The sequence below is a fragment of the Desulfosporosinus cupriresistens genome (assembly GCF_001707885.1).
Classification (GTDB): Bacteria; Bacillota; Desulfitobacteriia; order Desulfitobacteriales; family Desulfitobacteriaceae; genus Desulfosporosinus.
Genome location: NZ_MASS01000002.1, coordinates 107325 through 129182, shown reverse-complemented (window position 1 = coordinate 129182; position 21858 = coordinate 107325). Strand labels below are relative to the sequence as shown.

The window sequence follows — 21858 nt, the reverse complement described above, 5'->3', positions numbered from 1 at the left end:
TCCTCCTAAGATTTCTGAAAAAACAAAAAACCAGAGTTAAATCTGGTACTCAAAACAATAGTCCCCTCTTTCAAGACTCTGAAAATTAATAGACTATTTTAAATCCAATGGATTGAATTCATTGAATTCATTGGATTCATTGATATTATGTATTTTCTCCAGCAAAGACGCCTGAATAAACTCTACCAATAAGTGGGTAGCATAAGATAGATAACGTCGTTTGTGCCAGATTAATGACAGTTCAAGAAATATTTGTGGATCACTTAAAGGCATAAATGCCATTGTTTTCGGATCAAGTTCAGCGCATAGTTTGCTTGGCAATAGAGCAATCCCCAGTTTAGCCGCAACAATTTGAGTCATCAATTCAAGTTGCGAAGTTTCAAAAGCTACTTTAGGCTGAAAACCAGCCATTTTACACCGCTTAACAATTTCATCGTATAAGCTGAAATCGCGTCGATATAAAACAAAAATCTCCTCAACCAGTAATTCAAATTCGATTTTAGGATATTCTCTCAGCGGGTGTTCAGAGTGACCAACCACCCATAAAGGGTCTTTGCTAAAGTGCATTATATTATATTGGTCACTATTAGCGGGACAACAGATAAGACCCACATCTAACGATCCATCCTGAATTCCTAACTCAACACGTTTGGACCCATACTCAAATAAGTTTATCTCGATATTGGGATAAGCTTTTATAAACTCACCCAGTAATTGGGCAAATGCGGTAGCTGCGGTAATGGGAGGTAAACCAATACTAAGCTTACCCTTTTCAGTTTTTGCCATAATATCTAGCTCGGTAGGAATGCTTAGGAACATCTCTACTATTTGTTTAGCTTTAGGAAATAGCATCTCGCCGGTATCAGTCAGCTGAACATATTTAGAACTCCGGTTAAATAGCGCTTTTCCTAATTCTGTTTCCATGTCCTTAATCATCTTGCTAATAGTCGACTGAGTAACATGTGTAGCTTTAGCAGCACTACTAAAACTCTTTTGACGAGCGACCTCAACAAAATACTCTAGATGACGTATATCCACATCTCCACCTCCCTTAGCAGGATTATATTATCTATCATATCCATAATCAATATTCCAACTATCTATTTTACAAATAGTTACCATTAGAAGTACAATGGAATCAAGCTGCCATAAGTTGAAAGAGGGTGAATTTATGAATTACTGGTTGCGTGTGAGTCTCCAAATTACTTTTCTATGGATAATCTACGAATCAGGAAACCTTTTCATAGGTCTTACAAATATACCTATTCCCGGCAATGTTTTAGGAATGGTTCTCTTATTTGTTTTACTGTTTACTGGAATTATTTCCATATCATGGGTGGAGGAAGCTGCAGATTTGTTACTAAAACATCTTGCTTTTTTCTTTATTCCTATAGCAGTAGGGTTAATGGAATGGGTAGGTTTGTTCCGAACCAGCGGAGTACAGCTTCTGATGGTCATTGTACTTGGCGCCGCTGTCTGCATTTTGGTTACGGGTTTGGTAGCCCAGGTTCTTGCTAGTAAACGTTCTGCCAAAGGGGGAATTTAAATGAATCTACTGATAGTACTCTTTACCATAGCTATCACTATAGGAGCCTATGCCTTCAGCCGTTTTCTGAGTAAGCGCTATCCCCACCCACTTGTAAATGTGGTATTCCTCAGTACCGCATTAATTATCATCGTTTTGCTAATCAGCGGAATTAGCTTTGAACAGTACCAGCCTGGTTTAAATATTATGACTTTCCTTTTAGGGCCAGCAACAGCTGCCCTGGCTATACCTCTTTATCGCAATCGAGAAGTACTAATAAAAAATTTTATCCCCATAGTAGCAGGGATTGTGGTTGGAGCATCGGCCAATATGATAACTACTGTTCTCACAGCTAAACTGTTAGGATTGAGTAAGGTCACTGTAGTCTCGTTGGCACCAAAGTCAGTAACTGTGCCTATTGCAGTTAGCATCTCAAAAATCTTAAATGGCGACCCGTCCCTCACTTCTGTTTTTGTAATTGCTACTGGTATTTTAGGTACCGTTTTAACTCCTGTTCTGCTCAACCTATTCAAAGTTACTAATCCTTTAGCCCGAGGAATAGCATATGGAACTACTGCGCATGGTCAAGGTACTGCAACAGCTCTGTTAGAAGGACCTATCCAAGGTTCAATGTCCGGGGTAGCCATGGGGCTTGCAGCCATCTATACTTCATTCGTTGCTCCGTTATTGGTTAGGATGTTAGTAGGTTAGGATGTTAGTAGGTTAGGATGTTAGTAGGTTAGGATGTTAGTAGGTTAGTAGGTTAAAACAACCTGTAATACTTTTGTACAGACGGTAGCATTGTGACAGCTTGTATTCCACATTTTTTGTTTTTGTTCCTGCCATAATTAAAATGCTCTCCTTAAAAGTAAACAGCTTTATTATTTAATCTGCCTACTTAAGGGGAGCATATCAAAATCTTTGCGCTAGTAATTTGTCTTAAGATTTAAACCAAGCAAAATCATCCTGTCGAATATAACCATAAAAACCAAACTGGTCTTTTTTCCAATCCGCGAATGGTCCTAAAATCTTTTCCGGATTCTCGCCATTAGCCCCAATTATCCATAAGGAATTGTTTTGCACATATATAATATGGGTTCCATCTTTAGACCATACCGGCTGGTACACTCCAGTGCCAGCCGATTGCAATGGGTGTGCAGCAGATCCATCAGCGTTTTCAATCCACAAAAGTCGTGTAGCTACCCAGCTCGCCAGGTCGTCGGATTCACTAAAACCCCAAACTTCATTCCCTAAGTTTTTCGCGGCTACAAAGGCAATAAGGCTCCCATCGGGGGAGAAAGATGGGTCGGTGGCGATGCTGCCAGCTGGATTCGGCAGCTCCAGAGTACTCCCTGATTTTGGACTACTAATTGTCAAACTTTTCTGTGCCCAGATGATTCGACCTCCACCGGATACCATAAGTAACTGTCCATTCGGGGAAAAGGAAAGCCAATCCCGATATGCCAGTCCTGTAGACACGAGTTTGGGCTTGACATCATTAAACTTGAGACTCCACAGTTCTAGCCCATCAGCTGCCAGTGAAGCACTATGTAGCGGATCTAACCAGTACAGCAACCCACTGCCATCCGGCAACCATGTAGCAATTATAATTCCTGCGTTTTCAGCCGTAATATATTTGACCGTTTCACCACTATTAACATTCAAAGTATAAAGATCTTCATCTCGGCTCCCTTGGGTATTTGGGGGATTCATCACATTGTAGGCGATATATTTTCCGTCTGGTGACCATGGGCCATAAGCGTAAGCATGCGAACCTTTAAACTTAAGAGTCGGTTTACCTTGCACGGGCACCAACCAGAGACCTTCTTCCCCACTGACTGCCAGAACATTTGTTGTAGGTGACCACGAAAGGTTTTGATCATTTGCTTGCACAGAGTTGATCCCTGGGACTTGGTGCGCTTGTTGCCCGTCCTTACGAACAAGCCAAAGTTGCCCACTCTTCAAACTAGGACCATCAGCAGAGATAAACGCTAGCCATTCACCATCATATGACCAAATTGGGTGTAAGGCGTGTCTCGAGTATGTGAGCTGCTTGACTTCACCTGTTTCACCGTCAAGAGTAAATAGTAAACCTTCCCAAATGAAAGCCAAATTACCCATATTCTTAAATGCTGCAGCATTTAGATTCTTTGGGCTCAGTATGGCAGAGTTAGCTTGTCCTTGGTTGATATCAATCACAGAACTCCCGCTGGAATGGTCCATGGGTGTTTGAACCCTCTGAATTGATCCACAACCAGTTATAACGAGAACTAGTAATGACATTACTAAACGAACGGAGAACTTCATCTGTTTTGTCCACTCCTTGCTTTAATTCATAATTTTCGTCCATTTGATGATACATTTACAATATACTCTATTACTGGACACACATTTACAAAATAGTAAAGAGATAGTTACAAAATGGTTAATTTGCTGGTAAGCAATCGGAAGCAATGGCACAAAGCCAAGGAATAAAGAAAAACACCGCAATCAGGCTGAGTGCTGAATCGGTGTTCAAAGTTTAGGATTTTAAGCGTCCAACAAATACTGTTTCATAAAACGTAATTTTCAATCATTTTCTTGACGCATTCTTCGCAATTTAGTATCTCTGATGAGTTTGGTAATTTACTTCTTACATTACAATCTTTGTTATACTTTTCGCAGGCAGCACCAGATACTTTACCCTTTGCGGAGTGCATCAAAGTGATTCCTCGATAGAGTACTTCACAACTTGCTATACTACCTGTATCAAGTGTCCAATCATCAAAATCAGACAGTGCTTCCCCTACTGAATTATATTGACTATACTCGGGATTTCGCGCACGTTTTGGACTCGCAACGACCCATATCTTATTAGGATTGTCTTTCACTAAGCTGGCCCCCTATGTATGATTTGACTCGTATCTACTGAATAAGACACACTGCATATTCTACATCATATTTTTCACACAGTCCACGTATTTTGACACCATCATTTCTCAACGTAACGCTCAATTAACTAGTATAAAATAAAACGCCTTTCACTTCTAGAAAGACGTTTCATTTATATCGATTATTTAATTAATGTTTACTTTTCATATTCAATTCCTATGAAATTCTCCGTCCACTGCCAGGATTTTACTTTTGTAAAACCTGCCGTAAGTGCCCAATCATCTAACTGTTGAACAGATAAGCGGTGGTCAAGAGGTGGTCCCATTTCCGTGGATGCTTTGGCCCATTCGATTACCACTAATCTGCCACCCGTTTGAAGAATTCTGTGTAATTCACGAAAAAATTCATTGGGTTGATCAACTTCGTGTAAAACAAGCGAAGTCAAAATTCCGTCTACCAATAGGTCTGGTAAGGGAAAACGACTTTCTCCAGATTGAAGCACCTCTACATTGGAAATTTGTAATTGAGTAAGACTGTCACTGAGATCATTAAGCATTTCAGCACGTATATCGAGAGCGTACACTTGCTTCACTTCATAAGCAAGAGGTATTGTAAAATAACCTGTTCCGCAACCGATATCAGCCCAGACAGTGTGAGATTCAATCCCAATGTCCATTAAAACCTGAGCCGGGGGCAAAATTGCCTTACGTTGTTCACTATTAAGTTTTTTGCGATTTTCAGGATTAAATTTATGTACGGACACAGCAACCACCTCCATTACCCTATTTGGGGACCCGCCTTCATTTTAGAGCACCTGCCTTTGTCATGCAAGTCCTCTGGCTTTTAATTCCAGTTGATATCCTGCTATAATATAGTTTGCGAAATCAATCAGTTGGAGGCATCTTTTATGACGTTTGTAGAATTATTAACGCGTTTCATAGTTGGTGGGACCTTGGTCGTAATAATTAATCTAATTGGCAAATCACAAAATAGCTTTGTTGCTGGTTTGGCTATGCTTTTTCCAGCTATTACTCTCTTGGGTTACTATTTTCTTTCCATCTCGCAACATGGCTCGTTAAGTAAGACCGTGATGTTTAGTATATGGTCATTACCGACTTCGTTAGCTTTTCTCTTAACTCTTTACTTTACTATTGACAAAATACCTATCATGCAATCTTTGGCATTAGGAATAGCCTCATGGTTTATTACTGCTATTGTTGTCATTGGAGTCTACTCGATAGTCTTGAGATAAGTTATGCAGGGTTATGCAGGTAATCAGTTGATGAAGTTTTGTACAGCTTAATCGCCTTCAACCTATTGAGGAGTTCATAATTTATTTTAAATTATGAACTCCTCAATTTTAATTATATCGGTTCGTCTGAAACATTGGTCATTCGGATGATATATCCTTCTACAAAGCTAAGTTAATTTGATGATCAAAGTTATATGCCCTGAAGATACCGCATAAATTTCTACGTGCTAAAATAGTTCATTCGTTCAATCTAGAGATTTTATAAAGTAGACTAACCAGCAAATTTTATCATAGCTAAATCGGATTATGATGATATAAGTACGCTATGGATTTTCGACGATAAACATGATATCATATCTTTGTGAATATTCTAACAAATATTTTTTTCTACTATAATTTAAGATAATCCCAAAATGACGCGACAATGGCTAAAGATAAGAGTGATTACTTTCAGAAATTCTCTGCATTGGAGGTTGGACAATTGAACATCGCTTTTTTCCTATCACTAAAGAAAGATATCGTATATTTAAAATTCGACTCAACTATGCGCCAAGCATTGGAACGGATGGAATACCATCGCTATGCCTCAGTCCCTATCATCGATGATGATGGTAAATATGTGGGAGTTTTAACCGAGGGTGATCTCCTCTGGAAAATGAAAAACACACCCGGCTTAACATTTACAAATACCGAAAAAATCCACCTTGATGAAATAGAGCGACATACCCAATATAACCCTGTTTCTGTCAACGCCCAAATGGAAAACCTCATCGCCCGCGCCGCTGAACAAAACTTCGTTCCTGTTGTGGACGATAATGAGATTTTCATCGGCATTGTCCAGCGCAGCGAACTCATCAGGTATTGTGTGGAATGCTTAAATCCCTCCTATTTCACGTCAACCAAAATTGATGATCAAATTTCCGCGAATACTGCAATGACATCTACTGTTTGGCCAAGGTTACAAAGCAAGAGGCACCTCTTTGCGTTCCCTGCCTACTAGGTTATTTGTTATCTAGTTTACGTTCTATGGCCCTAACCGATTCGATTAGCTCCTGGTGTGCTTCTATGACACCATGTTTTACAGCGGCTTAACTGGGACTTTCATCAGAGGAAATCCAAGAATTTATTGAGAATCCTGATTATAATCCGATGCTCGTTGTTCAAACTCAGCTTGAAATCATTAATGAACAGATCATGTTAAAGGATAAACTGCGCCATGAGCTTGAGCAGGTCCAAACACTGCTGTCATTTAATCAAGATATCAGTGCAGACTCTCAACGTGCCTGTCACTACAAAAGAGATATATTATTCATTATCGTTTATACTGCTAAGAGTTTGTGAATGAGGCTTAGTTATTATATTACTTATTCTAGTCCAAAACTGTTTAAGGTTATTGTCCCTAAGTTTTTGTATTTCGTATTATTGTTTAACGTTTTACGCAGGGATAACCGGGCTTTGTGTAATCGCCATTTAACTAATTCTACAGAGCAACCTAAAATTTCGGAAACTTCCTTTGTTGAACAACCATTGATTTCTCTCAAAACAAAGACTTCTTTCTGTTGATCAGGTAATTCTGCGATAGAACTGAATATTATATTCCGTGTTGCATTTTTCTGGCAAGCTCCATCCGGTTCTGGTGAGGTATTAACCTTTGAAAAGTTAGGGTTTGTTTCATCTGTAGCCATCTCTTTACGAACACAGCTCTTTCGTTGATGGTCAACCGTAACATTTACAGCTATTCGATATAGCCAGGTAGAGAATTTTGATTTACCACTAAATGTGTGTCTTGATTGAAATGCTTTTAGAAAAGCCTCCTGCGTTAAATCTTGAGAGAGGTGGTAATCACCTGTCATTCCATAGATTAGATTGATTATTTTTTCTTGATTTTGAGAAATTATTTCTTCAAAGGAAAGTTCCCCTTCAAATGAATCTGCAGTATAAAGGTTTTCCTTGATTTTCATATTGTTCACCCCTTCACCCTTTAAGACTAAATTTAGAATGCCCTATTAATTGGACTTTAAATTAATCGTTTGGATAGTCATTAATATATAATCTATTCTAACAGACAAAACCCTCGGATATGGTGATCCGACGGGTTTTGTCTGTCACAATTAAATTGCAGTCAATTATCTACGTTGATATCGGGTCCTAATGAGCCTATCGATAGAAACAGCTCCAGCCCCGTTAATTAATAAGAAGAGTGCAACTAAGAAAAGTACAAACACATATTCGACTCCACCTTTGTCCAGGAAAAAACCATTAGGCAGATGAACCGTAACAGCTGCACCTAACATAACTATAGCTATCCCCAGAGCGGCAGGCCTAGTTAATAAACCTAAAATTAGAGCAATTCCGGTAAAGAACTCAAGTAAAATTACCACCCCCGCTATTGGAGGAGCTAGATGCACAGTTTGAGTTAAGTAGCCCATTGTACCACTCCAACCGTAACCCCCAAACCAACCCAACAATTTTTGTGCTCCATGAGCGAAAAAAACTATTCCAAGAGCGAGACGCAAAAGTAGATCAGTTTGTAGTGAAGTACCCGCAAAGACTTTTTCAGATAGGCTTTTCTCAAAAGTTAATTCACCAACTACAGGAAAGTTAGAAAAAATATCTTCTTTATGAGGACCTTTGGCGAAGTCTTCGCTTAAATCTTTACCAGCTTTCATCCCAGCATGTTCTCCATTCTTAAATATAGTAGACACATCATAAACTTTTCCTTGATAACCAACATAGGCAGAATTCTTGATTCCGTCAAAAGCACTTAATTGGTTAACTGTAAATTTCCTCATAATATTAACCCCTCTTTAATCTATTTATTCTTGCCTAGGCGGTACCAACCTAAGCTTCTACAATTAAGACGGATTAATTTTCATTTGGATAGCGAAAGTGTTTTCTCAAAAAGGGAACAGATCAGTTGCAACCGATCTGTTCCCTAAATGTACCAATTATTAGTGCTAAAATTTCTTTAGCAAGTCCACAGGTTTCCCATAGAATGTTTACTACCAATTTAATTATTGGACTTTTATTTATTCTTGAGTTTGAATAACCTTAACGGGGTGCACAGCACATCTCAACCAACGCATTAAATATTTGTTCATCGAAACTCTTCCTGCTGTTCATTGTCTCCTAGAATTTACAATCAGGCATATTCATCCCTCTCTTACTAGACTACGCCCAGGCTGACACTATCCATGCCCCAAGGATAAGACGTAAGCCGAATAGAAAAAAACCGAAAGCAAACACCATAGTAAATCGCCTTATTTGAGAGAAAAACGGACTTTAGCACTACGGGTTAAAACACGGTAAACGAGCCAGAAAGAAGAAAATGAAAACACCCGGATTTACCGCTGAAGCCCTTGAGATACTTAAGCAGAAAAAAGGCGGAAAGTACAATATTATAGAAATTGATCCATCCTATGAGCCTTCTGAAATGGAAACAAGGTTGATATATGGTATAGAGTTTGTACAGAAGAGGAATACCGCAATCCCATGTTTTGAAAACCTAGAAAATATTGTAACTGATGTTAAACATCTACCTGATGAAGCAAGAAGAGATATGATATTGGCGATGTTATCGCTTAAATATACTCAATCAAATTCTGTCTGTTATGTTTCAAATGGCCAGGTAATAGGAGTTGGTGCGGGTCAGCAATCAAGAATACACTGCACCCGGCTCGCAGGTGATAAAGCAGATATTTGGTATATCAAGCAGCATCCCCGAGTACTGAATTTAAAATTCAAGCAAGAGGTAGGAAGGCCTGAACGAGATAATGCTATTGATCTGTTTGTCAGAAACAACGCAACGGAGTATGAACTGAATATATTGAACGATGTGCTAAAAGAAGTTCCTGAAAGACTTTCGGAATCTGATAAGGAAAAGTGGCTTAATAATTTGAAAAATGTAACTTTGGGATCAGATGCATTTTTCCTTTTTAGAGATAATATAGATCGTGCTTCTAAAAGTGGTGTCAAATATATTGTACAGCCAGGCGGTTCAGTGAGAGATGACATAGTTATTAATTCGTGTAATGAGTATGGTATAACAATGGTTATGACTGGATTGAGACTGTTTCATCATTGAGCCGGGAAATGTTTAAAACACTTACCTATTATGTAAGTGCTAGGCATTTGGAGTTGTCCAGATAAATAGCCCTCTCGTCCGACGAGGGGGCTTTACGTAACATTCTTTATAGGACGCAGAAGGATATTTATTCTAATAGGGCGAAGCCATATAGGAGTATTTAAAAGGGAAGGAGATGATGGTGCAATGTTCTCATATCCTGCATTTATAACGCCGTCCACATTAACCATTTCATTATATTTATTGACACTACCTGCTATAGTAATAATTTTACTAGTATGGTTTATCAGAAAAATGAACAGGATCGATAAAACTCTAATAGAAATCTTAAAGGAGATAAAATTAAATAAAGAGTGAATATGAGAGCTGCCAAAAGGGAATGGCAGATCTTTTCATAATTAGGTTGGAAGTTTTTTCTTCTTTAAGCATATACGTCTATCAGTGCAATTTTGTCTCCCTTAAAGATTCATGGAATATAGAGAGGACTTATTTATTTGGTCTACCTGTACTTTGCATTATCCATAACTATGGGACTCAGAATGTAAATTACTCCCCTTCTTCCTCAACCCTCTCTTCAACTCAAAAACAAAATCCGCTGGTGTGAGAACTTCTATCTTCTCAACAAACACATCAAATATTTGCTCATCGAATTCTTCAAGCTCTCTGCCGTTTATTGATTCTAGGAGTTTACAATTGGGCTTCTGCAGTAAAATAAGAACAAAATAGTCAGTGGGTTAACGCTTTACGGTTAACTGTTTCAGGGATTTTTTCAAGCCAACCGTAGCTTATTAATAAATTAGCTCCATCTTTGGAAATGCTCAGTATATCTGCCATTAGTTTAGTATAAGTTACTACAATATCTTTTCTCATCATTCTCGACAGCCCAGTACCATAAGCAGTAAGAATATATGCTATAACTGTTGTGGTATGAAATAACAGTAGTCTATCACTAAATGGTGATTCTTTTGAGTCCGTAACACGATAATCCACTATTTCGGGACCAGGTAAACCTTCTTTCTCTAAAATAGAACGGAGTATATTTATATGTTTTTCTGCAAGTTTTGCACCTTGATTGAAAAAATTTCTAATTTCATCCGACTTTACCACTTGAGCAAACCCCAATTTCAATGCTTTTATAATAACTTTAAATTCCAAAATAGAAAAAATATTACTGATTTCCAGGGCATTTAAAGTTCTTTCAGCACCCAAAAAAGAACCAAAATAATCCTTATCATGAATGAATTCTACTCTATCAGGAACAGCAATATATGGCGTTTTAGGATAGACCCCTTTTGCTAAAAGAACATCATCGGTTCTTCTGATAATGTCTCTTGAACCGTCAATAAACCCATCAAATAATTGCCGGATATCAGATCGTGTCGATTCTGTAAAAGCTAAATAATGATTTTGAAAGATATATTTTGTCATACTTCTCGTGTACATTATACCATAAGTTTCGTCAAACAATCTTGGAGCTATTGAATTCACATCTTTTTCTCCGAATGCTTCAGGTATAGGATGTTGAATTGATTTAAATATGTTTTCTATCATCGTAAGATTTCTGCTGGAAAGATCTAATGCAGATTGCATAACACTATGGTAATCTGGGTCCTTTGCCATAGAAACAATATGTTTTTGAAAGCAACATGCCATACTTTCAGCCATATAAGTTGACCAAAGATGGTTAATTTCAGCAACAGTAATGGGAATATCAGTCACATTATGCTGTGCAGAAACAAACGGCACTCCATTTTGTTCTACTGAATTGTTTTGCTGTAGGTTATCCATAAGATTACCTCCTGAAGCCTAAAATATTTTAATTAGTATCTTACATCTCTTTAAAAATATCCCTCTTGTATAGACCTGTTGGAATACGACATTCTGCGAAATGAAATGCTGAAACAATAATCGTCTCCGGGTCCTGTCTCGCAATCGGGGTCAAGCATTTTTAAGCCAAACGCTTCCGGATGATCGTTCATCGGTGTACCGGGATAGGGTGTATAAATCGTCGTAGTTAATTCCAGCCTACCTTTGCCAATCTCTAGAAGCTCTTCCGCAAATTTTCTACTGTTTTTTACCGTTTCCCAATTCTCATGTGCACCACCGACAATAAAGTTACCGACAATTGATAAAACATCGGCTTCCGCACAGATGCGGACTGTTTCACGTATCTCTTCAAGACGCAGGTTTTTATTATAAGCATCCAAAATGTGTTGGTTTCCGGTTTCAATTCCGATTTGAATCCGGATTAGACCTGCCTCAACCATAACTGGAACAATCTCGGGATATTTTGTTATGAAATTCGCTCTGCCTTCACAAAACCACCTAACATTATAATATTTCTGCCGAAGTTGCTTCATTCCATGACAAAATTCCAAGACACGTTCCGGATTTACCGTGAAGGTATCATCAAGAATAGTTAAATAAACGGGTGTCTTATTTTCAAAAGTTCTTCAACTTCCTCCATGACATTCGAAATTGACCTGGTGCGATAAGCTGATTCCCGTTTTCCTTCAAAGCAAAAAGCACAATGATAGGGACAGCCCCGACTGGTAATAAGACTTTCCGAACCATTCGGTTCTTTTCTATCAAAGTTAAGACTATGGTCAGGTAAGGGCAGCTGATCAAGGTTTTGCATAGGAGGCCGCTCCGAATTTCGCTTAATCTGATTATTTTCTCGATAAGTGATGCCTGGGATCAATTCCAGATCTCCTTTACCCTTAAAAAACCAGTTCAGGAGTTCCGTAAATGTTAGTTCCCCTTCGCCTCGGACGACCATATCACATCTGCTTTCTTGCAAAATTCGTTCGTCCCAGGGGATAGCAGAGCCTTGCGGCCCCCCGATTACACACAATATATGCTCATCAATACTTTTCAAATCATTGATGACACTCATTGTGGCATTAACATTTTCGTGGTCAACGTAGAACCCTATAACCTTTAGTTCGCAATTTTGAACAATTCCATAAGAACACCAAAGGTTAAATTTGGGCTGTCTTGTATCCGAACTTTGTAACCATTCTTTGCTGCATACGTGCCAACATAGAGAAGGCCCATTTGCTCAATATTCATAGTAGCATCGCCATGGCGATTACAGAGAAATCTCACCAATAGGACATCAAGCTTATTATTTTGGTCATTCATTCAAGTTTCCTCCTTAGATTCAACAATTGTGAACGATCTTGTAAGGTGATAATCATTCATTAATGCAATCTACCAAAGTAGATTAAAAAAGCTTGGCTGATTCTGTTACCATCTTATGGAAATGTCCTTTTAAGGGTTACAAAAAAGAGGCGCTTTGCCCCTCTCAATGGTAGATACTATATAACAAAGACCTGCTGCTAAGCCGATCCTTGCTCTTGACTTTTAGTGATAATAAAAATTTCCTTTATCCCCATCTCTGTGACAAAACGATTAATCGTTGTAAATCCTTCTTACGATTTTAGCTTGCTTCTCATTTATACCAAGTCCCCATTTTCATCTTTATCATTAACCTAAAAACTTCGTTTGGTCTACATGGACCTTTCCCTGTTCAAATCGCCTTCGAATACCCCAAGTTGAATTTTCCGAGATCGACCGACTCTCGTCCTGGCCCGTCCACGGAAACATATCCACGCCCTAAACTACTTAATCTTCTCCAACCTTTCATACAAATCCGTTCTTCTCCCCCGGTCCCAAGAACTGTAGATCATTTCCGACAGCTCGGGAGGAAGAGGAAGGGACTTTAGACTATTTTCCTGATAAATTTTATGAATCGTTTTAGAGCAGCTTTCGCATAAATAACAGTCTCCACCCCAGGCGAAGCAACTGCGCATTTTTTGATAAATATCCTCGAAATTATCCACCGCGATATTACCAAAAGATATGTTTAGAAACTCACAGGGCTGTAAATCTCCCTTGGCATTAATATAAAATCGGTCGATGCCACCGGCCGTACAGCCGAAAACCCCTTTGTCTTCTTCAATTATCTGGGCAGAGATTGCCGGATAACCAGAGAACTCTTTCTGCGAATTGTATCGGTTTACCTGGGTCTTTATATAAGCCAGGTCCTCCGGTGTGAATTCAATAGCCTCTTTTTCCAACCACCCTCCCGCTGGTTTGGGTTTAATTATCTGGATCAGACAAGCTTTGAAGTCCCTGACTAATACCATAATTCGTTCGAAGGTCCCGTTATAAAAGTCGTCACGCATCAGACAGGTATTAAACGCCACGGGCAGGCCTATATCATGACACATTTTAACTCCGTCCAGCATAGTATCCCAGGCTGAATTGCTCCCCATAAATCGATTGAAAGCATCGGCATCGGGGCTGTGCAGGGAAAACATAATCGCAGTTACATGCAAATCTTTAAGCTCGACCAGCTTTTCTCTATCCATACCAGCGCCCGTGGAATTTATCCAGATTTCCGACCTGACATCAATGGCAGAGCATAACCTCTTCAAGCGGTCATACACTAGAAAGGGCTCGCCACCCTCAATATTAAAAAAAGCAATTCCCATCTTCTGAAGTTTGCTCACTGTCCTGATCAAAATCTCTATATAGACATCCTTGCCCTTATCAAGTTTCTGATAACAGTAATTGCAACTATAGGGACAGGCCGACGTAATCGATAATAAAACCGTTGTACAGGGCATTCTTTCTGAGAATTGACTAAATTTCTGACAGGCCGTGTAAAAAGCCTGGGATGGAAAACCCGGTACATAAAGTCCTATTCTAGTCTTGCCATTAATTGTGACAAACTTATTATGCTGCATCCTGGATACAAAAAATAGCAGCCTTTTTAAGAGAAGGATAAACCTCTTGAAGGAAATATCCCCATTCCAAAGTAAAGGGATAAAGTGAAAAAACACGCTTAGTTTCAGCCTGAGATTAAAGACTGTTTTCTGTCTACCAGTAACATTATTTCCTTTAATCATGCCACCCTCTTTCAAATCAGACCGTGGTCTTTGTACCATGAGACCGTTCGTTTAATACCTTCCTCAAGGCTATAGACATCTCTAAACTCGAGGATCTGCTTGGCTTTCTCCACTGAAAACTCTAGATTGTCATAGAACATATTTACCCTACCGCGAGTCAGGAGTGGCGGATTTGAAGAATTAACCAGAGTGTATAAAAACTCCATGAGCAAAGCGACAGGATAGGTCAGGGCCTTGGGAAGATTGCCTGGCTTTTTTACTCCTGCCTCAGAACAGAATAATCGATAAATTTTGTCCATGCTTTCAACCTGTTCATTCCCGACAAGGATACAGTTTAGGCCTGCCAGCTGTTTTGTGTAGGCCGAGACATAAGCCTTAGCCAGGTCGCCTGCGTAGATGACATGAAATTTATTCTGCTTTGCTCCCGGCACAAAAGGAATTCCAGCCTTGGCAGTCTTGAGGTATTCATAAAACCCTCCGTTCAATTCCCGCTCCCCATAGACCCAAACAGGCTCTAAAATAGTCAGGTTTAAGTCCAGCGTAGCTGCAAAGGCTAAGGCCTCTTTTTTGGCTAGAGCTTTGGTATCGCGATAGTAATTCAACTTGCAGGGGAAAAGGTGGTCTCCGAAGTACCTGTAATGAGAATTATAGGGTGAGCCTTCATCCTTAACGATAGGACTATTCTCTTCGCCATAAACGGAGTTGGAGCCTGTCATGAGGATGTTTTTAATCCCGGCCTGAACACAGGCCGTCAGTACATTGACTGTGCCCGTTACATTCGTGTGATAAAAATCATCGTAATCTCCCCAATCGGCTACTTTGGCGGCATTATGAATAACCCAGTCGTAGCCGGTGAAAGCCTTGGTCAAATCCCCGGTATTCTTGATATCACCAATCCTAAACTCTACGGGTAGACCCTTTAGGTTAGCAAGGCTACTGCCCTTTCTGACCAAACAGCCAACCTGGACCCCATTTTCACAGAAGGCTCTTGTAATGTGACTTCCAATAAAACCTGTCGCTCCCGTAATCATGACTTTATTCATTGTTGTCATACCTCTTTAGAAGAATTAAGGCATTATGCCCACCGAAACCGTAAGAAGCCGAAAGGGCATAGTCAATCGGAGTTGCAAGGGTCTCTAGAGGAAGATTAAGATTATTTAAAGGTTCAGAGGTTAAGTTCCCATGGATTTTTGACTCATTGATGGATAGGGCCATGACTGCCACCTCGAGAGCGCCGCTGGCTCCGATGCTGTGGCCAAGGATTCCCTTAGTGGAATTGATATATGGTTGAGCATTTTTAGATCCGAAAATCCGTTGGATTACTTTGGCTTCAATGTCATCGTTGGCAATTGTGCCCGTACCATGGGCATTTAGATAGTCCAGCTTGATTCCGCTGGTGATCTTCTGAAGAAGGCTAGCGATGCTGGCCCCGGAGGGATCCATTTGGACAATGCTGTAAGCATCGCTACAGGATTCATACCCTACAATCTCAGCATATATGTGGGCCCCTCTTTCTCTGGCCTTTTCTAGTTCCTCTAAGACTAAAACACAGCCGGCTCCTTCATTAAATAGAAACCCACTTCTCTCTTGGGAGAAGGGCTGAGGCCTCCCGTCTTTTGCTCTCGTGAGGGTTGACAGCATGTCAAAGCCTCTCATAATTCCGCCATTTTTTTCGACTAAGGCTTCAACACCACCCGCTAGGATCACATCACATCTGCCGTCCAAAATAGTTCTGTAAGCCTCGCCTAGGGCATAGCTCCCCGAAGCGCAGGCCGCATTAAGGGTATAACTGAAACCTTTAAGGCCAAAGAGTATCGATATCCAAGCGGCAGGAGAATTGGTCATCAGCATAGGAATAACCATTCGGTTGTAACGAGGTTTGTTAGGATTAAAATTAGATCCCGATCCAGAACATGATGCAGACGCAGAATGGTCAGTCTCAGCCGTATGGGCGGAGTAGGCTTCTAAGGCGGTTTGAAGACTACTCATCCCAATGCCCATGATGATACCACAGTCTTCCAGACCCTCAACCTGCCAGTATTTCTCAGCATCATTAATCTTAAAGCCCGCATCCTCCAAAGCCAGCATCGTGCATAGGACCGAAATTTTCGAGGACTCCTCCATCAATCCTTCAAGTGATTTATGAATTCCAAACTCGCTTAAGGAAAACTCCGGTTTAGGTACGAAATAGCGGGATTTGAACGTATAGTTCTGCTCATAACTATTCGGGATTTCCGCTATACACGTTTTTAATGTAAAAATACCTGTAGAGAAATCCTTTTTGCCAATCCCTATGGCTGTGGCCGGTCCTAGTCCGGTAATTACAACTCTTCGTTTCACATTGTCCTCCCCCTAAAATCGAGGTGCGATGTTCGAGGCACGAAGTTCGAGTGCCTGTAGTCTTTCGGGCTTCCAGTGAACTTGTTCAGCTAAAGCTCAACATCAATACTTCGGTGACGAGAGCATCCAGTATAGCTCATTTCCATGCACTGTTAGAGCCGTTATTAAGGCGGCATGGAGTCTAGTTCAGGAAATTCACCACCGCTTGTAAATATTCTTTAGGATATGGGAAATCCCTAGCACTTAAATCGTAAGAGGCTAAATCAATTTCCCTACCTCTCTCCTGAAGTGATTTTGTCCCCTCTTCTCTTACTTGACCGATTTTATAAAACTTCAAGTTTTTCTCCTGGGCTTCATTTAAAAACTCTTCTTCAACTTCTTTTCTTAGAGTAAAAAGCAATTCATACTCTCCGCATTCACCTAAGAACAGAAGTTCTTTAGGCACGTTAAGGGCCTTAGCAAGTAATAAGCCACTTTTCACATAAGGCAGGTTACCTACAACGAAACCCGTCCCGCTCATCTCCGAAACAGTGTTGAGAGCATTAAAGACCCCATCACTGGTATCAATACAGCAGCGGCTGTGACGTTTTATCATCTCTGCCTCTTGGCATCTCAGCCGAAAGGGGTTTTTCCATCTGTCCATTAGATGTTTGACTAAGGGATTTTCAGCGTACAGCACTAGGGCGGCTTCAACATTCCCTCTGCCGATTGGGCCTGTAATAAAGATCCCGTCTCCAGCGTTTGCCCCACTTCTTAACAGAGGCGGACCCTCCAGATCCCCAATGACTGAACCTGTATAGCGCCAGGTTTCGGAGGTCCCAAAATCCCCCCCGATAAAAACAGCCCCGACTTCCTTGAGCACTTCGGCAATTCCGAGAGACAATTTTTCGACATAGTCCTTCGTCCAAGAATTTTGCATAACCAAGCTATGGGCGTAATACTTAGGTTTTCCCCCTGAGGCCCAGATGTCGCTAATACTGCCGATTGCCATGTTCCAGCCTAACACAAAGGGATCCTCAACCCGAAATAGATCTTCTTGGGAAAACTCGTCTAGATTATATAGAAGACTGCAGCCATGAAAATCGACGATTTCCGAGTCGGCCTCAAAGAGCTTATTCCGCTGGCTGGCACACCTAGGCAAATGCTTATGGATAACCTCAATCATTTCTTTTTCTTTACTCATCAAGAACCTCACACACATATCAAGTCTAAGGGGTCTCGGGCAGTTTCAATCAGACAGGGAAGAAATCCTCTGGGATCACCATCAAACTCCAATTCGGGATTTCTATTGTTACCGTATACTTCGATCGATGAGGCGTATTGCAGGGACATCGTCTTGTTATTGGTAAACCTCTTTCCGCTGTATAGCTTACTGATCACACCGGCCCAATTAGCAACTCTTAGATCATTAATAAGCAAGGTATAGAAACGGCTGTCCCCGAGGCTTAACAGGTTATTTACTTTAATTCCTGAAGCTATGTAAGTTGTCTTTCCTACAGCGATATTGTAAACATTTTTGAGAACCTGTTCTTGTCCGTCAAAACTAACTGTAAAGTTACTAGGTTGATACTTAAGCAAAGATTTAATTAAGGAGACAAATGTCCCCGCGATATCGCCGATATAGTGTCTGATCCCACTATTAGCCCCTCTGGCTATGGAGGCCCCCAGACCGATATTGGCACAGCAAGCGAAATAGCCCGTTTGGACATGTCCTCTTTCATTTTCCTTACTTAGAGGCAGACCCTCCATCTCAATGTCATAGACACTGGTATAGGTTATTTTACCTATGGGAATTTTCTCGCATTTCCCCGCAAGGATTGTGTTAAGAGCCTGCTCGCTATCCAGAGGTACATTATAGCTCTTACATAAGTCAGGGCTGGAACCGGTGTGAATTACACCCAGCTTGGAATTGGAAATTCGATGGCCCAACGTATCATAAAACCCATTAATTACCCGGTTAATCGTTCCATCTCCCCCTACAGCAACGATGACATCATAGCCCAATTTATTCCCTGTGACGGATAGGGTATAAGCATCATCCAAGGCGTCTGTGAGTTTATAGTCAAATTGAAGTCCGTTGTCATGAAAGAAGGCCAGGATTTTCTTAATCTTTTCCTTACTTCCCCCTCCAGAACCGGGATTCATGATTAAGAAATAGTTCATGAGCATCCGATCCTTTGAATAATTTCCGCGGCTTCGGCCACTGAATCTTCGCTGAGATTGGCTCCGGCAATCAACCTTACCCGTCCATCATTGATCGGGACGGAGGGCTCAATGAACGGTGTGGAAAGAATCCCTTGGTCATAAAGCATTTTGGCCAGGATAAACGTTGCTTCTTTACTGCCGCATTGAATGGAATTAATAGGGGCCTCACCTGGCAGCACAGTAAATCCTCCTTTAACCAGGCTTTTATATATCTCTTGTTGATAGGTAACCAGCCTACCTTTAATCGTCCCAAATTCAGAATGAATAATGTCCAGAACAGCCTCGGTGCCAGCCAGAACTGCCGGCGACAAGGCTGTAGAATAGACTAGATGAGGGCAGTAATATTTAAGATAGTCGATCAGTCTTTTTTCACCGCTGATCATTCCACCTGAAGAAGCCATTGCCTTTCCTAACGATGCCGTATAAACCCCTCGGTATCTGCTTATCCCCTGCTCCTCAAGGATTCCACGCCCTGATCCGCCCAACACTCCTATGCCGTGGGAATCATCAATCACCGGCAGGGCCTGGTATTTCTCACACAATTGCACGATCTCCTTAAACGGTGCAACACTGCCCTCAGTAGAAAACACCGACTCAGTCACGACAAAGACCTGCCGATACCCTACGGAACGCTGTAAAATGCCTTCTAAATGCTCCAAATTATTATGAAGAAAGGGCCTGATTTTACAGCCGGCCGCTTTGATCCCCTGGATCAAGGAAGAATGAGCACATCGGTCAAATATGATCAGATCCTGGGGGCCGGCAATAGAACTAAATAATCCATTATTAGCCTGGTAGCACGAAGGCAGGAGGATTGTCTCCTCCAGCCCTACAAAGTTTGCTAATTTTTCTTCCAGCCTTTGGTACAAATCGCTGTAGCCTGTAGCGATCGGTGTGCCGCAGAGTGATACTCCATATTTTTGGACAGCTTGTACTGCAGCCAGCTTTACCCTCTCGTCGGTTGCCAGGCCCAGATAGTTGTTGGATGCCAGGTCAATCATCGTATGTTTATGCACCAGTATTTTTGCATCCAGTCCAGAATCCATTCTCTGGTAATAGGGATTATGACAGGCAACCTCGGCCGGTCGCTCATCCAGGCTAAACCGGTTATAAAAATCATTCAAATACATGCCTATAATCTTGTACCCCCTTAGCTCTTAGCTTTACGACAATATCATTGACAGTAACCACATCTGAAAAATCCTCTTCAGATAGGGTTGTAGCAAATTCATCCTCTAGATCCGCCAGAATCATCAGTAAGTCTAATGAATCCACATTCAAGTCTTCACGCAAACGACTCTCCAGGGTTATTTTCATATACCTTTTGTTTAAAATGTGTTTTAAGGTAAAGATTACTCTGTCTTCCATTTCAATTCACGCCTTTCCACTATAAATTAGAACATTTTTGGTAACAACGTGTTGGTTGATCGGAATCACACATAATGGCACAAATATTACAATTGATACATTGCGCAGAATAGTTCAAGTCTTGCACTAGCTTTTCAGCGAGGTTCGGCTCACAAATAAAGGGTCTGCACAGACTGATAAAATCAGCAAAGCCATTTTCTAGACACTCCCCCATCTCCACTCCCTTCCGGAAACCACCCACACTAAGAATGGGGATAGTTGTCAAGGATTTGGCCATTTTGGCGTACTCAAGATTATAAGTAGGCGAAAACGGTTTGAGTTTTACCCTCATCAAACAAAAAACCAGCAAGTTATGAAGTGTTTTCCTTATACCATGATTGGTTTTGAACACTGGGTTATGCCGGAAGAGCACTTTGCAGGGTATTTCCCCGCGAAAGATATTCAAGGCATGATCCATCGTTCCATAACTGATCTCTAAGCCATCGACTTTTTGAGCATCAAGGAACCGTATCAGATTGACAAACTGTTCGGAAGTGAATTTGGTAAAGTAGTCATCACTCCCACTTACCTTGACCAACAGAGCAAAATCATAGCCACACGTCTTTCTAATCTCCTGGATAACCAAGCCCAGAAATTTCGTACCGATCCTGCTCTTAGCATCAACGCCAAATTCATCGGTTCGACAATTGATTGACGGCAGCAGAAACTGATGGATAAGGTAGCCATGGGCAGCATGAACCTGAACACCGTCAAATCCGGCCGCTTTAGCATACCCTGCGGCTTCGGCAAATCGTTTGACCAGCGCATACACTTGATCAGTAGCCAACTCTCGAGGAGAACCTCTAAAATATAAGGACCTTTTATTAGACACTCCCCAGACATCCAGCCCTGTTTCTTTTTTCCTGGTCTGTCTCCCAGTGTGAGCCAACTGCATAAAAATCTTACAGTCGTATTTATGAACCTCATTAGTAACCGGCAAAAAGTATTCGACCATTTCCTGACGATCTATTCTGACCTGACCCGGCTGCATCGCTTTTCCTTCGGACGAGATATACGCAAAACCTGTAATGATCCCTCCCACGCCTCCTGAGGCTAAAGTTTTATACAACAGGCAGTATTCTGGGAGTGGATAACCTTGATGATCAGCCATACCCTCGAAGGTTGCTGACCGGATAAGTCTATTTTTCAACCGGCAGGGGCCCAACGTTGCCGGTTCAAATAATTTCATAACAGCCCTCCCAATTCGATATTCGATATTCGATATTCGATATTCGATATTCGATATTCGTAGTTCGTA

At 40.9% G+C, this 21858-nt stretch carries 24 protein-coding genes; 6 read left to right on the top strand and 18 right to left on the bottom strand.

Annotated elements, in window-relative coordinates:
• Positions 1-93: 93 nt before the first annotated feature.
• Positions 94-1038, bottom strand: coding sequence for a LysR family transcriptional regulator (locus tag DSBG_RS01575; RefSeq protein ID WP_068962474.1), 945 nt, complete (start codon positions 1036-1038; stop codon positions 94-96).
• A 133-nt stretch (positions 1039-1171) separates the two neighbouring features.
• Between DSBG_RS01575 and DSBG_RS01570 the strand changes: the two genes are divergently transcribed.
• Complete coding sequence (locus tag DSBG_RS01570; RefSeq protein ID WP_068962473.1) at positions 1172-1546, top strand: CidA/LrgA family protein; 375 nt, start codon at positions 1172-1174, stop codon at positions 1544-1546.
• Entirely contained in the window at positions 1547-2236 is a 690-nt protein-coding gene (locus DSBG_RS01565; RefSeq protein ID WP_068962472.1) for an LrgB family protein, read from the top strand.
• Positions 2237-2464: 228 nt separating this feature from the next.
• On the opposite strand, the gene DSBG_RS01560 is transcribed toward DSBG_RS01565, so the two are convergent.
• From DSBG_RS01560 to DSBG_RS01550, 3 genes are all read right to left on the bottom strand, one after another.
• Positions 2465-3808: a biopolymer transporter Tol gene (locus DSBG_RS01560; protein WP_242877377.1), complete on the bottom strand. Its 1344-nt coding sequence runs from the start codon at positions 3806-3808 to the stop codon at positions 2465-2467.
• A 269-nt stretch (positions 3809-4077) separates the two neighbouring features.
• On the bottom strand, positions 4078-4395 hold the full coding sequence (locus DSBG_RS01555) for a hypothetical protein (RefSeq protein WP_068962470.1): 318 nt from the start codon (positions 4393-4395) through the stop codon (positions 4078-4080).
• Between the two features lie 197 nt (positions 4396-4592).
• The gene (locus DSBG_RS01550) at positions 4593-5159 is read right to left on the bottom strand and encodes a class I SAM-dependent methyltransferase (protein WP_068962469.1); all 567 of its coding nucleotides are present in this window, start codon (positions 5157-5159) and stop codon (positions 4593-4595) included.
• Positions 5160-5303: 144 nt separating this feature from the next.
• Here DSBG_RS01550 and DSBG_RS01545 point away from each other — a divergent pair, with 144 nt between their 5' ends.
• The 3 genes from DSBG_RS01545 to DSBG_RS23540 all read left to right on the top strand — a co-directional run bounded on the left by DSBG_RS01545 (position 5304) and on the right by DSBG_RS23540 (position 6989).
• On the top strand, positions 5304-5648 hold the full coding sequence (locus tag DSBG_RS01545; protein WP_068962468.1) for a GlpM family protein: 345 nt from the start codon (positions 5304-5306) through the stop codon (positions 5646-5648).
• Between the two features lie 481 nt (positions 5649-6129).
• Positions 6130-6648, top strand: coding sequence for a CBS domain-containing protein (locus DSBG_RS01540; RefSeq protein ID WP_068962467.1), 519 nt, complete (start codon positions 6130-6132; stop codon positions 6646-6648).
• A gap of 149 nt (positions 6649-6797) precedes the next feature.
• On the top strand, positions 6798-6989 hold the full coding sequence (locus tag DSBG_RS23540; RefSeq protein WP_068962466.1) for a hypothetical protein: 192 nt from the start codon (positions 6798-6800) through the stop codon (positions 6987-6989).
• A 23-nt stretch (positions 6990-7012) separates the two neighbouring features.
• On the opposite strand, the gene DSBG_RS01530 is transcribed toward DSBG_RS23540, so the two are convergent.
• A complete protein-coding gene (locus tag DSBG_RS01530; protein ID WP_068962465.1) occupies positions 7013-7609 on the bottom strand; it encodes an RNA polymerase sigma factor in 597 nt (198 codons plus the stop codon).
• 165 nt (positions 7610-7774) lie between these two features.
• On the bottom strand, positions 7775-8440 hold the full coding sequence (locus DSBG_RS21555) for a DoxX family membrane protein (RefSeq protein ID WP_083236675.1): 666 nt from the start codon (positions 8438-8440) through the stop codon (positions 7775-7777).
• Positions 8441-8976: 536 nt separating this feature from the next.
• On the opposite strand from DSBG_RS21555, the gene DSBG_RS01520 reads away from it, so the two are divergent.
• Positions 8977-9732 carry a hypothetical protein gene (locus DSBG_RS01520; protein ID WP_068962464.1) on the top strand — a complete coding sequence of 252 codons (756 nt, stop codon included), beginning with the start codon at positions 8977-8979 and terminating at the stop codon, positions 9730-9732.
• Positions 9733-10458: 726 nt separating this feature from the next.
• Here the strand turns inward: DSBG_RS01520 and DSBG_RS01515 are convergent.
• The 12 genes from DSBG_RS01515 to DSBG_RS01460 form a co-directional block, all read right to left on the bottom strand.
• The gene (locus DSBG_RS01515) at positions 10459-11520 is read right to left on the bottom strand and encodes a DUF3231 family protein (protein WP_068962463.1); all 1062 of its coding nucleotides are present in this window, start codon (positions 11518-11520) and stop codon (positions 10459-10461) included.
• A gap of 50 nt (positions 11521-11570) precedes the next feature.
• On the bottom strand, positions 11571-12110 hold the full coding sequence (locus DSBG_RS01510; protein ID WP_348980955.1) for a B12-binding domain-containing radical SAM protein: 540 nt from the start codon (positions 12108-12110) through the stop codon (positions 11571-11573).
• 41 nt (positions 12111-12151) lie between these two features.
• Positions 12152-12628: a B12-binding domain-containing radical SAM protein gene (locus DSBG_RS01505; protein ID WP_068962461.1), complete on the bottom strand. Its 477-nt coding sequence runs from the start codon at positions 12626-12628 to the stop codon at positions 12152-12154.
• A 44-nt stretch (positions 12629-12672) separates the two neighbouring features.
• Positions 12673-12876 (bottom strand): hypothetical protein, encoded by a 204-nt coding sequence (locus DSBG_RS01500; RefSeq protein WP_068962460.1) that lies wholly within the window; start codon positions 12874-12876, stop codon positions 12673-12675.
• Positions 12877-13355: 479 nt separating this feature from the next.
• Positions 13356-14486 carry a radical SAM/SPASM domain-containing protein gene (locus DSBG_RS01495; RefSeq protein WP_242877376.1) on the bottom strand — a complete coding sequence of 377 codons (1131 nt, stop codon included), beginning with the start codon at positions 14484-14486 and terminating at the stop codon, positions 13356-13358.
• Between the two features lie 173 nt (positions 14487-14659).
• The gene (locus DSBG_RS01490; RefSeq protein WP_068962458.1) at positions 14660-15691 is read right to left on the bottom strand and encodes an NAD-dependent epimerase/dehydratase family protein; all 1032 of its coding nucleotides are present in this window, start codon (positions 15689-15691) and stop codon (positions 14660-14662) included.
• Positions 15684-16988 carry a beta-ketoacyl-[acyl-carrier-protein] synthase family protein gene (locus tag DSBG_RS01485; protein WP_068962457.1) on the bottom strand — a complete coding sequence of 435 codons (1305 nt, stop codon included), beginning with the start codon at positions 16986-16988 and terminating at the stop codon, positions 15684-15686. Before DSBG_RS01485 ends, DSBG_RS01490 begins: the two co-directional genes overlap by 8 nt.
• A gap of 181 nt (positions 16989-17169) precedes the next feature.
• The gene (locus DSBG_RS01480) at positions 17170-18171 is read right to left on the bottom strand and encodes a thiamine-phosphate kinase (protein ID WP_068962456.1); all 1002 of its coding nucleotides are present in this window, start codon (positions 18169-18171) and stop codon (positions 17170-17172) included.
• 8 nt (positions 18172-18179) lie between these two features.
• Positions 18180-19151 carry a diacylglycerol/lipid kinase family protein gene (locus tag DSBG_RS01475; RefSeq protein ID WP_068962455.1) on the bottom strand — a complete coding sequence of 324 codons (972 nt, stop codon included), beginning with the start codon at positions 19149-19151 and terminating at the stop codon, positions 18180-18182.
• On the bottom strand, positions 19148-20323 hold the full coding sequence (locus DSBG_RS01470) for an aminotransferase class I/II-fold pyridoxal phosphate-dependent enzyme (protein ID WP_068962454.1): 1176 nt from the start codon (positions 20321-20323) through the stop codon (positions 19148-19150). Before DSBG_RS01470 ends, DSBG_RS01475 begins: the two co-directional genes overlap by 4 nt.
• A complete protein-coding gene (locus DSBG_RS01465) occupies positions 20310-20561 on the bottom strand; it encodes an acyl carrier protein (RefSeq protein ID WP_068962453.1) in 252 nt (83 codons plus the stop codon). The genes DSBG_RS01470 and DSBG_RS01465 overlap by 14 nt, the downstream gene beginning before the upstream one ends.
• 19 nt (positions 20562-20580) lie before the next feature.
• Positions 20581-21789: an NADH:flavin oxidoreductase gene (locus DSBG_RS01460; RefSeq protein WP_068962452.1), complete on the bottom strand. Its 1209-nt coding sequence runs from the start codon at positions 21787-21789 to the stop codon at positions 20581-20583.
• Positions 21790-21858 lie beyond the last annotated feature (69 nt).